The 12,314-nt window shown below is 61.7% G+C and carries 12 protein-coding genes; 7 read left to right on the plus strand and 5 right to left on the minus strand.

Features of this window, described 5'->3' with window-relative positions; all coding sequences use genetic code 11:
* The first annotated feature begins 15 nt into the window (after positions 1-15).
* Positions 16-1,596: an aldehyde dehydrogenase (NADP(+)) gene (locus ACRESH_RS04445; protein ID WP_431740815.1), complete on the plus strand. Its 1,581-nt coding sequence runs from the start codon at positions 16-18 to the stop codon at positions 1,594-1,596.
* A 38-nt stretch (positions 1,597-1,634) separates the two neighbouring features.
* Here the strand turns inward: ACRESH_RS04445 and ACRESH_RS04450 are convergent, their stop codons facing one another.
* Positions 1,635-2,642, minus strand: coding sequence for an Ldh family oxidoreductase (locus tag ACRESH_RS04450; RefSeq protein WP_431740816.1), 1,008 nt, complete (start codon positions 2,640-2,642; stop codon positions 1,635-1,637).
* Between the two features lie 200 nt (positions 2,643-2,842).
* Between ACRESH_RS04450 and ACRESH_RS04455 the strand changes: the two genes are divergently transcribed.
* Positions 2,843-3,817 carry a threonine/serine dehydratase gene (locus ACRESH_RS04455; protein ID WP_431740817.1) on the plus strand — a complete coding sequence of 325 codons (975 nt, stop codon included), beginning with the start codon at positions 2,843-2,845 and terminating at the stop codon, positions 3,815-3,817.
* Complete coding sequence (locus ACRESH_RS04460; RefSeq protein WP_431740818.1) at positions 3,814-4,764, plus strand: ornithine cyclodeaminase family protein; 951 nt, start codon at positions 3,814-3,816, stop codon at positions 4,762-4,764. Before ACRESH_RS04455 ends, ACRESH_RS04460 begins: the two co-directional genes overlap by 4 nt.
* Here ACRESH_RS04460 and ACRESH_RS04465 read toward each other — a convergent pair.
* Together ACRESH_RS04465 and ACRESH_RS04470 are read right to left on the minus strand one after the other, a co-directional pair.
* Positions 4,752-5,396, minus strand: coding sequence for a helix-turn-helix transcriptional regulator (locus ACRESH_RS04465; RefSeq protein WP_431740819.1), 645 nt, complete (start codon positions 5,394-5,396; stop codon positions 4,752-4,754). The two genes, ACRESH_RS04460 and ACRESH_RS04465, sit on opposite strands and share 13 nt — an antisense overlap.
* Before the next feature lie 71 nt (positions 5,397-5,467).
* Complete coding sequence (locus ACRESH_RS04470) at positions 5,468-5,656, minus strand: hypothetical protein (RefSeq protein WP_431740820.1); 189 nt, start codon at positions 5,654-5,656, stop codon at positions 5,468-5,470.
* A gap of 128 nt (positions 5,657-5,784) precedes the next feature.
* Between ACRESH_RS04470 and ACRESH_RS04475 the strand changes: the two genes are divergently transcribed.
* A complete protein-coding gene (locus ACRESH_RS04475) occupies positions 5,785-6,651 on the plus strand; it encodes a LysR family transcriptional regulator (RefSeq protein WP_431740878.1) in 867 nt (288 codons plus the stop codon).
* Here the strand turns inward: ACRESH_RS04475 and ACRESH_RS04480 are convergent.
* Positions 6,625-7,782, minus strand: coding sequence for an HPP family protein (locus ACRESH_RS04480; protein WP_431740821.1), 1,158 nt, complete (start codon positions 7,780-7,782; stop codon positions 6,625-6,627). The genes ACRESH_RS04475 and ACRESH_RS04480 overlap by 27 nt on opposite strands.
* Before the next feature lie 297 nt (positions 7,783-8,079).
* Here ACRESH_RS04480 and ACRESH_RS04485 point away from each other — a divergent pair, with 297 nt between their 5' ends.
* Both ACRESH_RS04485 and chrA read left to right on the plus strand, forming a co-directional pair.
* The gene (locus ACRESH_RS04485; RefSeq protein ID WP_431740822.1) at positions 8,080-9,024 is read left to right on the plus strand and encodes a chromate resistance protein ChrB domain-containing protein; all 945 of its coding nucleotides are present in this window, start codon (positions 8,080-8,082) and stop codon (positions 9,022-9,024) included.
* Positions 9,017-10,384: a chromate efflux transporter gene (gene chrA / locus ACRESH_RS04490; RefSeq protein ID WP_431740823.1), complete on the plus strand. Its 1,368-nt coding sequence runs from the start codon at positions 9,017-9,019 to the stop codon at positions 10,382-10,384. Before ACRESH_RS04485 ends, chrA begins: the two co-directional genes overlap by 8 nt.
* Positions 10,385-10,399: 15 nt before the next feature.
* Here chrA and ACRESH_RS04495 read toward each other — a convergent pair whose 3' ends face one another.
* Positions 10,400-10,849 (minus strand): winged helix-turn-helix transcriptional regulator, encoded by a 450-nt coding sequence (locus tag ACRESH_RS04495; protein ID WP_431740824.1) that lies wholly within the window; start codon positions 10,847-10,849, stop codon positions 10,400-10,402.
* A 152-nt stretch (positions 10,850-11,001) separates the two neighbouring features.
* On the opposite strand from ACRESH_RS04495, the gene ACRESH_RS04500 reads away from it, so the two are divergent.
* Positions 11,002-12,276: an MFS transporter gene (locus tag ACRESH_RS04500; protein ID WP_431740825.1), complete on the plus strand. Its 1,275-nt coding sequence runs from the start codon at positions 11,002-11,004 to the stop codon at positions 12,274-12,276.
* Positions 12,277-12,314 lie beyond the last annotated feature (38 nt).

Consider the following 12,314-nt stretch of genomic DNA (forward strand, 5'->3'; position numbering starts at 1 on the left):
CATCAGGAGTGCTCCATGCCGGACATCATCGGCCACAACTACATCGGCGGCGCGCGCCGCGCCGCTGGCACTGTCACCTTGCTCAGCCACAAAGCGAGCAACGGTGAAGCCCTGCCCTATCGTTTCCATCAGGCCACAGCCGAAGAGGTAGACGCTGCCGCCCGCGCTGCACAACAGGCCTACCCGGCATTGCGCAGCCTCGCACCTGTGCGGCGGGCAGAATTTCTCGAAGCCATCGCCGCACAACTGGACGCTTTGGGGGATGATTTCATCCAGCTGGTGAGCGACGAAACGGCGCTGCCCAATGCCCGCATCCTTGGTGAGCGCGGGCGTACCAGCGGACAGATGCGCCTGTTTGCCCAGGTGCTGCGCAGGGGCGACTTCCTCGGCGCACGGATCGACCGCGCGCAGCCGGATCGGCAACCGTTGCCGCGCGCCGACCTGCGCCAGTACCGCCTCGGCGTGGGCCCGGTCGCGGTGTTCGGTGCCAGCAATTTTCCCCTGGCCTTCTCCACCGCTGGCGGTGACACAGCCGCCGCGCTAGCCGCGGGCTGCCCGGTGGTATTCAAGGCGCACAGCGGCCATATGGCCAGCGCCGAAGTGGTCGCCGACGCGATCATCCGCGCCGCCGAGCAGACCGCGATGCCCAAAGGCGTGTTCAACATGATCTACGGCGCCGGCGTCGGCGCAGCGCTGGTCAAACACCCGGCAATCCAGGCAGTCGGTTTCACCGGCTCGCTCAAGGGGGGACGCGCACTGTGCGACATGGCGGCCGCGCGGCCACAGCCGATTCCGGTATTTGCCGAGATGAGCAGCATCAACCCGGTACTGGTGTTACCCCAAGCGCTGGCCAGCCGTGGCGAGCAAATCGCCCGCGAACTGGCCGCCTCGGTGGTACTCGGCTGCGGGCAATTCTGTACCAATCCGGGGCTGGTCATCGGCCTTCGCTGCCCCGCGTTCAGTGCCTTCACCGCGCACTTGGCAGTGCAACTGGCCGAACAGCCAGGGCAAACCATGCTCAATGCCGGCACCCTCGCCAGCTACCGCAAGGGCGTGCAGGCGTTGCTCGCTCACCCGGGTATCACACACCTGACGGGGCACCCGCAACAGGGCAGCCAAGCCCAGCCGCAGTTGTTCAAGGCGGATGTAAAACTGCTGATCGAGGGTGATCCGCTGTTGCAGGAAGAAGTCTTCGGCCCGGCAACCGTGCTGGTCGAAGTGGCTGACACAAGCGAATTGCATCAAGCCTTGAACGGCCTGCATGGCCAGCTCAGCGCGACGCTGATCGGCGAAACAGCGGACCTGCAAGCCCACGCCGGGCTGCTGCCGCTGCTGGAGCAGAAAGTCGGCCGCGTGCTGTTCAACGGCTACCCGACCGGCGTCGAAGTCTGCGATGCGATGGTGCATGGCGGGCCGTATCCGGCTACATCGGATGCACGTGGAACCTCGGTTGGCAGCCTGGCCATCGACCGTTTCCTGCGCCCGGTGTGCTACCAGAACTGCCCGGATGCACTGTTGCCTGAAGCGTTGCAGAACGCCAACCCATTGGCTATTGCCCGCCTGGTCGACGGCCAGAGCAGCCGCGACGCGCTGTAGGCGTACGAAGAACGCCCCTGCATGCAGGGGCGTTTTCTTTATGCTTGCAGCGCCTTGAGGTCGTTGTACAGGGCTTCTGGAATCTCTACCCCCTCCACCAGACTGCGCGCCCTCGCTGCATATCGACGCTGAGACGGCAACCGCGCGCCCTGCCCTTCGATGCTTTCAAACACACTTTCGGCTCGGGCCAGGTGCTGATCGGCGGCGTCACCCAGGAATCGCTTCGGGTCCAGGGCAATCAGCAATTCGCCATGGTAGGGCGAGGATTTACTACCGCCGGCATGGGCAAGCGATTCGGCGCTGGTCAGGTCGCCAATCAACGGGCCGGCAATCAGCTCGACCATCGCCGCCAATGCCGAACCCTTGTGTCCACCGAAGGTCAGCATCGCACCACGGTCCAGCACCACGTTGGGATCGGTGCTGGGCTGACCGTGTTCGTCCACGCCCCAGCCTTCGGGGATCGCCTTGCCCGCACGCCGGTGCAGTTCGATGTCACCACGGGCGATGGCGCTGGTGGCAAAATCGAAAACATAAGCAGGCTTGCCCGCCCGCGGCCAGCCAAAAGCGATGGGGTTGGTGCCGAATACCGGCTGGTGCCCGCCGGCTGGCGCGACCCAGGCATGGCTCGGGGTAAACGCCATGGCGACAAAGCCGACCTCGGCCAGTTGCTCAATCTCAACCCACAAGGCAGAAAAGTGTACACAGCGGTTGATTGCCAACGCCGCAATGCCATTGCTCCGGGCCTTGGCTTGCAGCAACGGCAGGCCGGCCTGGAACGCCAGCGGTGAAAACCCGCCGGCGGCGTCCACACGCACTATCGAGGGCGCTTGGTCGATCACTTCGGGGCGCGCGTCGGGCACCACCTTATCGGCCTTGAGCGAACTGACGCAGCCCAGCACCCGGTACAGGCCATGGGACGCGCAACCGTCGCGCTCGCCGGCAACGATGGTATCGCTCACCGCCTGGGCGTGATCAGCCGTGAAGCCGTTGTGCAAAAGGATCGAATGCGCAAGCGTTCGGGCTTCGGACAGGGTCAATCGGATCATGGTCATCTCCTTGAGCAGACTGTCCAGACTGCCCGAACCCTGCCGTTTCGGCTTGATCGCTTTAGCCCGGCGCGATGACGAACTCGGCACAGGTTGATACGTTTGAACCTGCATTTGGCCGTGGTGCGATAAAAAACCGATTGCCTTATGTGGAATTATAATCTACGGTGGATTGATATTCCACATCAGGGCTATTCAAGATGACCTTCCGCACCAACGCCCCAGATCTGTTTGCCGACATCCAGCAAGCCCATGCGGCCTTGCGGCCCGCGGTGGCAGTCACGCCGCTGAGCCATAGTGCCAAACTGTCCGCACTCAGCGGCTGCGAGGTGTTTCTCAAGTGCGAGCATCTGCAACACACCGGCTCGTTCAAGTTCCGGGGCGCCAGCAACAAAGTGCGCCTGCTCAACGCACAGCAACGCAGCAAAGGCTTGATTACCGCCTCTTCCGGCAACCATGGCCAGGGCGTGGCCCTGGCCGGTCGCAACGCCGGCGTAGCGGTCACGGTATACGCCAGCGCAAGTGCCTCGGCATTGAAGCTCGACGCCATTCGCGCCCTCGGTGCCCAGGTGATCACCCTGGACTGCGATCCATTGAGCGTCGAACAGGAAGCTGCGCGCCAGGCACAGCTGCAAGACAAGCTCTTCGTTTCACCCTACAACGATCGGCAGGTCATTGCCGGCCAGGGCACCATCGCCATGGAACTGATGGAGCAACAACCGCAGCTTGATGCGGTGTTCGTCGCCGTCGGCGGTGGCGGGATGATTTCCGGGATCGGTACCGTGCTGCATCAGCTCAATCCCGGGTGCCAGGTGATCGGCTGCTGGCCGCAGAACGCGCCGACCTTGCAGCGCTCGTTGCAGGAGGGACGCATCATCGAGATGGACGAACAGGAGACCATTTCCGACGGCACCGCCGGTGGTGTCGAGCCCGACAGCATCACCTTCCCGATCTGCCAGCAAGTCATCGACGCCACAGTACTGGTCAGCGAAGCAGAGATCCACGCAGCGATGAAAGCCGTGGCCGCTCACGAGCGCTGGATCATCGAAGGCGCTGCCGGTGTCGCTCTGGCCGGCGCGTTGAAAATGGCGGCTGACTTCCAGGGTAAACGAATCGCCGTAATCCTCTGCGGTCGCAACATCATGCTGGAAAAATTCCTCGGAGCCGTGCAATGAAGCTCTACAGCCGCCAGCATCTCGAAAACAGCATGGACTACGCCAAAGCGGTACAGATGCTCGAAACCGGCTTCATCGCCTTTTCCCAGGGCCAGGTTCAGGTACCCGGCGTGCAGAACTTCAACTTTGCCCAGGCGAATGGCGACTGCTGCGTGAAGTCTGCCTACATCAGTGGTGAAGACTGTTTTACCGTAAAAGTCTCCACTGGCTTTTACGACAACCCCGGCAAGGGCCTGGACAGCAACAACGGGCTGATGCTGGTGCTCTCGGCACTGACCGGGCAGCCGCTGGCGCTGCTTCAGGATGAAGGTTGGCTGACCTGCCTGCGCACCGCGTTGGCCGGCCAGATCGTTGCCAGCCGGCTGGCACCGAGCGAGGTGCAATGCATCGGTATCCTCGGCACCGGCATGCAGGCCAGGATGCAGTTGCAGCATCTGCTCGCGGTAACCGACTGTCGTCAGGTGCTGGTCTGGGGTCGCCGCCCGGCTGAACTGGAGCGCTACCGCGCATTTGCCGAACAACTCGGTTGCCAGGTTGAAACCACCCTTGATGCCAAGGACGTTCCAGGCAAAGCCAACCTGATCGTCACCACCACGCCTTCGCGCACCGCGCTGCTACGCAGTGAATGGATACGCCCCGGCACGCACATCACTGCCGTGGGTGCAGATGCCCCCGGCAAACAGGAACTTGAACCCGCGCTGCTGGCCAGGGCAGACCGGCTGTTCGTCGATGCCATCGAACAGTGCAGCCGCTATGGTGAAAGCGCCCACGCCCTGAGCGCCGGGCTGATCGACAGAGGCAAACTGTTGGAACTGGGGCAACTGCTGAGTGGCAAGGTCGAAGGCCGCAGCAATGATCGACAGATCACCGTGGCCGACCTCACCGGTGTGGCAGTGCAGGACGCACAGATTGCCCGCTGCGCCCTGGCCTGCTGTCAGGCTGTCTGACCTTGCTTGATGGCTTTGACGTATTTGTACACCGTGGCCCGCCCCATCGACAGGACATTGGCCACATAATCGAAGGCGCTGCGCCCCTCGAACGCGCCTTCGTGGTACAGCGCCTCGACCAGCGCCCGTTTGTGTTCACGGTCCAGGGCATTCAGGCCCAGGTTATGGCGCTGCAGCCAGGTGTGCAGAAAGGTATTGATGCGCTCCTGCCAGTCATCCCGAAACAGCGCCTGCGGCTGAGGGATCAAGCGGCTGGCCTGGAAAAACAGCAACAAGGCGTCCTTGGCCTGCTCAAGCACCGACACATTCAGGTTGATGCATAGCAGCATGTCTGCCACACCCTGCTCATCGAGCAGCACACTGCTGATGGAGCGGATTTTCTGGCCGTCCCAATTGAGCTTCTCGTATGGCCCCAGGCTCAGCGCCGTATCGAGATCCGCAGGTAAATCTTCCAGCGCGGAATCATCGCCGATCTTGCGCTTGGAAATATTGTTGGCGATGTGGATAACCGCCTGACTACGCAGATCGTGCAGGACGACTTCCGCGTGTGGAAACAGCAAAGCCGCAATGCAATCGGCAATGGTCGTGTAGTTCTTGATGCGCAGTGTGTCGGGCCCAGCCTGTGAACTCATTGTCTACTCTCGGAAACGAATGCAGGGTCTTTCGTACACCGATGCTGAGGGTTGTCATGCGCAAAGGCAATTTATTCCTCAGCCTCGGGGAAGTTGCGGCAACTCTTGCGTTCAGCCAGTTCCTTGTCGCTCGGGCGCTGCTCGACGAACACCGCATGGCCGTCTTTGTAGATCTCCAGATACCCCCACTCCAGGTCTTCTTCCCGTTGACCCGGTTGTGGCGGCGTGCGCCACCAGGGTTCTCGACTGATCAGCTCCATAGGTAAGGCTCCCGCTGAAACCATTCTTTCACTATAGACAGCCACCCGCCAAACCCTGGTGGCAGCTGCTCGCCCCAATTCAGTGCAAACGCACTAGAATGGGCAACCTTCCCCACCCGGCAACCTCCATGGATATCGAGCTGGCCCGCACCTTTCTTGAAATCGTCCGCAGTGGCAGCCTGGTCTCCGCCGCTGAACGCTTGCACGTGACCCAGACAGCCATCACCGCCCGGGTGCAGAAGCTGGAGCAACAGCTTTCCTGTCAATTGTTTATCCGTAGCCGCAGCGGCGCCAGCCTCACGGCCGACGGCGAAGCGTTCGTGGTCTATGCCAACCAGCTGGTGCAAACCTGGGAAGCCGCCCGCCGCGACCTGCCGCTGCCCGAAGGCTGTCATCAGGTGCTGCACATCGGTGGCGAAGTGAGCCTGGGCAATCCGATGGTCCTCGACTGGGTCAGTGCCCTGCACCGGAGCATGCCCAGCCATGCCGTCCGCAACGAAGTCAGCGACGGCGAGTCGCTGCTGCGCAAGCTGGAAATGGGTGTGCTCGACGCCGTACTGGTGTACCAACCTACCTACGGGCCGGGCCTGCAGGTCGAACAGCTGATGGAAGAAAAGCTCATCCGCATCCGCCGCAAAGACAAACCCGAGCCCTACATCTACATCGACTGGGGCCAGGCCTTCCGCCGCCAACACGACGCCGCCCTGCCCGAATGCGCGCGCCCGGCCCTGAGTTTCAACCTCGGCCCGCTGGCCTTGCAGTTCATCCTCGAAAACGGTGGCAGCGGCTACTTTCGCACCCGCGTGGTCCAGAGCTACCTGGACAGCGGCATCTTCGAGCGCGTGCCGCAGGCGCCGGAGTTCACTTACCCCACCTACCTGGTGCACGCCCGCGAGCGCGACACCGAAGCCCTGCAGCAGGCCTTCAGAATACTGCGCCAGTTGGTGGCCGACGGTGACAGCGACTGGTCACAACGCTGGGACCCGGTGATCTGACCCTGCAGCGGCACTGAGCAAGTGCCGCTTGAGCCCGGCGATCAGGTCGGTCTGGGTGATCACCCCGACCAGTTGCTGCCCATCCAGCACTGGCAAACAATGCAGCCCTTGCTCGCTGAGCAACGGAATCAACGCCACCGCTGGCTCATCACTGCGCACCGTGATCACCGGCCGGCTCATGATCTGCTCCACCCGCAGCTGGCGGCGGCGCAATAACCCACGCCAACTGAAACGCCCCTGTGCCATGGCCGCCCCGGCCAGATCGCTGAGGGTAACAATGCCCACCAATTGCCGCGCCTCATCCAGCACCGGCAACGCCTTCAAGTGGTGACTCGACAACTGCTGCCAGACCTGCTGCAAGCTCGTGCCAGGCGTTGCCTGCTGCACATCCCGCGACATCACCGAAGCCGCGGTAATCCCGCCGAGGCTACGCTGCAACGCATGCTGCTCGGTGGCCAGAATGATTCGCTCCAGCTCATCGCGAGTGATATCGACAAACTCGCCCAACTCCTCCAACGCCTGATCCAGGTCCGCACCACTGACCCCTACCCGCTCACTGGGAAGCGCATCGGCGGTGTGGTGCAAATCCTTGCGTGGCGCCGCGGTCTTTGGATAACGCACCCCGGTCAGACGGTTGTAGATCACCGCCACAGCCACCAGCACCAGGGCGTTGAGCATGATCGGCTCAAACAGCTTGTCGCCCAGCGCCGTAAGCGACGAATCCGCCAGCACCACACTCACCGCCACCCCGCCGCCCGGTGGATGCAGGCAACGCAGCAAACACATCACCACCAGCGCCAGCCCCAGCGCCAAGGCCGCCACCCACAGCGCCGAACCGAACCAGTGATGCAACATCAGCCCGACCGCCGTTGCGCAGGCATAACTGCCGACAAAGGGCCAAGGCTGCGCCAGTGCCCCGGAATGCACGGCAAACAGCAACACCGCCGACGCCGCCAGGGGCCCGAGCAGGTGCAGGGCTACCGTACTGTTAAAGGCATAACTACAGGCGACGCCAGCCAGAAACAGGCCGAGCAATGCACCAAAGCCTGCGCGTAACCATTCTTTAGGGGGGATGTTCAGCGGAGCCGGCAATAGCCGGGTAAACCCGTTGTTCAGACGGCGGGAAAACATGGGGAAATGGGTACCTGGCAGTAAAAAAACCGCGCAAAAAGGCTGGGCTGAGTATCGCGAGGGGCAATACCTAATGGGCTCCGTCCGTGGAGCTGGAATTTTTTCGGTGACCGTTGCTGCATGCGGGGAATTTTGCCGAGGAAGTGTGCGGGGGTGGTAATTCAAAAAAGTGAGGGGTGGATGCAAAAATTTTGAGGGATGCGGGGAAGATATCAGCCGCGTCTGTTGAAACACCTTTGCAATTTCTTTTCGTAGGGTTAATGTAGCGATATCTACATTTTTTATATCAATAACTACATGAATAATTGGCTGGCGTTGATCCTCGGGTTACCGACCGCAAATGCGACAGAGCGCATGCGCGCCTGGCGTGCTCTAAAAGCCTCTGGGGCGGCGGTTCTGCGCGATGGTGCCTACCTGTTGCCCGATACGCTTGCCTGTCGTGAAGCGCTGGCCGCGGTTGAGCGCGATATCCTCGCCATCAACGGCACCGCCTTTGTCCTGCCTGTGGTGGACCCAGACGGGGAGCGCTTTATCGGGTTGTTCGAGCGCAATGAGGACTACAGCAAACTACGCATCGAGATCGAGGAGTGCCGGAGCCAGCTCACGGCTGAGAATGCGCTGGCCAGTACCAGGCAGATCCGCAAGCTGCGCAAAGCCTACGAGCAACTGACCAGCATCGATTACTTTCCAGGCCAGCCGAAGCAGCAGATCGACGCCGCCTTGCAAGCGCTGGAGACGGCGGTCAGCAGGGTATTGTCGATGGACGAACCGCATAGTCGCGAACAACCGATAACCGTGCTCAGCCTGGGCGACTATCAGGGTCGTGTCTGGGCAACCCGCAAGCGCCCATGGGTTGACCGCCTGGCGTGTGCCTGGCTGATCCGCCGGTTCATTGATCCGCAGGCTCGGATCCTCTGGCTGGACCACCCTCGGGACTGTCCGGCCGATGCGCTGGGTTTTGATTTCGACGAGGCGACCTTCAGCCATGTCGGCAACCGCGTGACCTTCGAAACGCTGCAAGCCAGTTTTGAACTTCAAGGGCCTGGCCTGAACCGCATCGCTGCGTTAGTGCACTACCTCGACATCGGCGGAATTCAGCCTGTGGAGGCTGCCGGTATCGAACGCGTGCTGGCAGGACTGCGCGAAACCATTATCCATGACGACCCGCTGTTGGCCGCTGCAAGTGCCATCTTCGACGGTCTGCTTGCCGAGTTTGTGAAAGAGGAAAAAGCCAATGAGTAAGGTCTCCGAATCTGCGCCTGCAATCGATCTGTCGAGGCCCGAACCTGTCAGTTTGCGTGAAGCCTTCTGGTTCTGGCTGAAGCTGGGTTTTATCAGCTTCGGCGGACCGGCGGGACAGATCTCGATCATGCACCAGGAACTGGTGGAACGCCGACGCTGGATTTCCGAGCGGCGATTCCTCCACGCCCTCAACTACTGCATGCTGCTGCCCGGCCCCGAGGCCCAGCAATTGGCGACCTACATCGGCTGGCTGATGCATCGCACCTGGGGCGGTGTAATCGCCGGAGCGCTGTTTGTATTGCCCTCGCTGTTCATCCTGATCGCCCTGTCGTGGATGTACATCGCCTTCGGCGACGTACCGGTGGTGGCCGGGCTCTTCTATGGCATCAAGCCCGCGGTGACAGCGATCGTGGTACAGGCGGCCTACCGGATCGGCTCGCGGGCGCTGAAGAACAACTGGCTGTGGGCAATCGCCGCGGCATCGTTTACCGCAATCTTCGCCTTCAATGTCCCGTTTCCACTGATCGTGCTGGGTGCCGCCCTGATCGGTTATGTGGGAGGCCAGTTAGCCCCGGAAAAGTTCAGGGTCGGGGGCCATGGCGCGGCGAAAAAGTCCTTCGGCCCTGCCGTGATCGATGACGACACCCCTCCTCCTGAGCATGCCCGCTTCAGTTGGCTGAAACTTGCGCTGCTGGTGTTCGCCGGCGCGCTGTTGTGGAGCGTGCCGATGGGGGTTCTGACCGCCCTGTTTGGCTGGCAAGGCACCTTGACCCAGATGGGCTGGTTCTTTACCAAGGCCGCATTGCTGACCTTTGGCGGTGCTTATGCAGTGCTTCCGTATGTGTATCAGGGCGCAGTCGGACACTATGGCTGGCTGACCCCCGCACAGATGATCGACGGCCTGGCGCTGGGGGAAACCACCCCTGGACCGCTGATCATGGTGGTGGCTTTCGTCGGCTTTGTCGGGGCTTATGTCTCGCAAGTGTTCGGCGCCGATCAACTGTTTCTGGCAGGTGCCGTCGCCGCGGCCTTGGTGACCTGGTTCACCTTCCTGCCTTCGTTCCTGTTCATCCTTGCGGGCGGCCCGCTGGTCGAGTCGACCCACAACGAGCTCAAGTTCACCGCGCCGCTCACCGGGATTACCGCCGCGGTGGTTGGGGTAATCCTCAACCTGGCGTGTTTCTTCGGTTACCACGTGCTTTGGCCGAATGGCTTCAACGGCACGTTCGACTGGCCCGCTGCGCTGATCACCGTTGCCGCGGCGATTGCCTTGTTGCGCTTCAAACGCGGCGTCATTCAGGTGCTCATGGCCTGCGCGCTCGTCGGTCTGGCAGTGCATCTGCTTCAGGCGGGAAACTGATCTTCAGCGCCATGGCTAACGCCTGACCAGGCGCCGATGGCAATCCTCCGGGTTCAACGTCTTGCCAGACGTTGAACGGACCATGAGCGTCTCGACCGGTTGCGCCAGGTCATTGTCCACTAGCACCGAATGACGCTCGCCCTTGCTGAAGAGAAAACGTTCGCCCCATTGGCGCATGCTCACCACGATAGGAAAAACGCAGCGTCCCATCTCCGTCAGCACATACTCCTTGTACGCGCTGCCGTCGGACGCCGGTTGCACTTCAAATATGCCCAACTCGACCAACAGCTTGAGCCTTGCAGCGAGGATGTTCCTGGCCAGCCCCAAGCGCTTCTGGAAGTCGCTGAAGCGGCGAACGTCGTCAAAGGCGTCACGGATGATCAACAGCACCCAACGATCCCCGATGGCTTCGAGCGCCCTCGCCACCGGGCACTCGCTCTGCGCCAGTAATTTCTGTCTGGTCATATCTCTCCAGCGCTGCATGACAGCTGGTCCGCTAACGACGTTCTCTCGATAGCAGAAAGAACCTCAACAAAGTGGTTGCAGATTAAAACCTCTTTTGTTAGAAGGCAACGATCTGGTTTCATTTTGAAACCGAAAGATTCAAGGATGGAATGATGCCGCTGGACAGTCGAGAGCGTTTGAAAATGGACGTCGAAGCCGAAAATGGCGGGGGCGGAGGCGTCACTTTGCCGCCGCCGGGACGTGCGGCGATCACCCTCAGCCGTTCCCTGATATTGCTCTTTTCCATCACCTGCGCGATGGCCGTTGCCAATGTCTACTTTGCGCAGCCGCTGCTGGAGTCCATGTCAGTGAGCTTATCGGTACCTGCTGGCAGCATTGGCGTAGTGGTCACCGCGACCCAGGTCGGTTACACCCTGGGGCTGGTGTTGGTGGTGCCGCTGGGGGACCTGCTCAACCGCAAGAAACTCATCCTGACGCAAATGTTGCTGTCGGCAGTTGCCCTGGGGGCAGTGGGCTTGGCTCAGACCTGGAGCGTGCTGCTCGCTGCAATGATGCTGGTCGGCCTTATGGCCGTCGTGGTCCAGGTAGTGGTCGCCTACGCCGCCACCCTGGCGAGCCCCGAGCAACGCGGCCAAGCGGTAGGCACAGTGACCAGTGGCGTGGTACTGGGCATCCTGCTAGCTCGCTTCGTTTCTGGCGCAGTGGCCGACCTGGCCGGCTGGCGCAGCGTCTATTTCGTCTCGGCGGCACTGATGGTCGGCATGGCGCTGGTGCTGCAGCGAACCATGCCAGCGTCGGCAACCCCGCCGGCCAAAGGCGGGTACTGGCAGTTACTGGGCTCGGTTTTCAAATTGTTCCGAAGCGAGCGCATGCTGCGCATCAGGGGCACCTTCGCGTTGCTCATATTCGCCGCATTCAGCGTGTTTTGGACTTCGATGGTGCTACCACTGAGCGCCCCTCCCCTGTCGCTGTCACACACTCAGATCGGCTTGTTCGGCCTGGCCGGTGTAGCCGGCGCGCTGGCCGCAGCGCGAGCCGGACGCCTGGCCGACCAGGGGCGCGGCCATCGCAGCAGCGCAATCGCCCTGGTGCTACTCACCTTGTCTTGGTTGCCAATCGCGTTCGTCGAACATTCGTTGCTGGCCATGGTGGTGGGCGTGGTGCTGCTGGATTTCGCCGTGCAAGCCGTGCATGTAACCAACCAGAGCCTGATCTTCGCCGCCCGGCCCGATGCCCAGAGCCGCCTGGTGGGCGCTTACATGTGCTTCTACTCCGTGGGCAGCGGTTTCGGCGCAATTGCTGCTACCTATACCTATGCCCATTGGGGATGGGCGGCGGTTTGCCTGCTCGGAGCGGCCATCAGTGGCGTCGCCCTGTTGTACTGGGTGTATCTGGAATTGACTTCCCGGCAACGTGCTGAGCAGTGACCACTCGTGGCACAGAGACCTTTTTTCGCTCACGCAAA

Origin of the sequence: Pseudomonas sp. (genome assembly GCF_050739775.1) — a bacterium.
GTDB lineage: Bacteria > Pseudomonadota > Gammaproteobacteria > Pseudomonadales > Pseudomonadaceae > Aquipseudomonas.

What these genes read in the sequence shown, in the direction of transcription:
- ACRESH_RS04485 (WP_431740822.1), top strand. Translation starts at nt 8,080, where the DNA reads ATGAATAATTGGCTGGCGTTGATCCTCGGGTTACCGACCGCAAATGCG.
- chrA (WP_431740823.1), top strand. Translation starts at nt 9,017, where the DNA reads ATGAGTAAGGTCTCCGAATCTGCGCCTGCAATCGATCTGTCGAGGCCC.
- ACRESH_RS04465 (WP_431740819.1), bottom strand. Translation starts at nt 5,396, where the DNA reads ATGAGTTCACAGGCTGGGCCCGACACACTGCGCATCAAGAACTACACG.
- ACRESH_RS04495 (WP_431740824.1), bottom strand. Translation starts at nt 10,849, where the DNA reads ATGACCAGACAGAAATTACTGGCGCAGAGCGAGTGCCCGGTGGCGAGG.
- ACRESH_RS04475 (WP_431740878.1), top strand. Translation starts at nt 5,785, where the DNA reads ATGGATATCGAGCTGGCCCGCACCTTTCTTGAAATCGTCCGCAGTGGC.
- ACRESH_RS04470 (WP_431740820.1), bottom strand. Translation starts at nt 5,656, where the DNA reads ATGGAGCTGATCAGTCGAGAACCCTGGTGGCGCACGCCGCCACAACCG.
- ACRESH_RS04480 (WP_431740821.1), bottom strand. Translation starts at nt 7,782, where the DNA reads ATGTTTTCCCGCCGTCTGAACAACGGGTTTACCCGGCTATTGCCGGCT.
- ACRESH_RS04455 (WP_431740817.1), top strand. Translation starts at nt 2,843, where the DNA reads ATGACCTTCCGCACCAACGCCCCAGATCTGTTTGCCGACATCCAGCAA.
- ACRESH_RS04450 (WP_431740816.1), bottom strand. Translation starts at nt 2,642, where the DNA reads ATGATCCGATTGACCCTGTCCGAAGCCCGAACGCTTGCGCATTCGATC.
- ACRESH_RS04460 (WP_431740818.1), top strand. Translation starts at nt 3,814, where the DNA reads ATGAAGCTCTACAGCCGCCAGCATCTCGAAAACAGCATGGACTACGCC.
- ACRESH_RS04445 (WP_431740815.1), top strand. Translation starts at nt 16, where the DNA reads ATGCCGGACATCATCGGCCACAACTACATCGGCGGCGCGCGCCGCGCC.
- ACRESH_RS04500 (WP_431740825.1), top strand. Translation starts at nt 11,002, where the DNA reads ATGCCGCTGGACAGTCGAGAGCGTTTGAAAATGGACGTCGAAGCCGAA.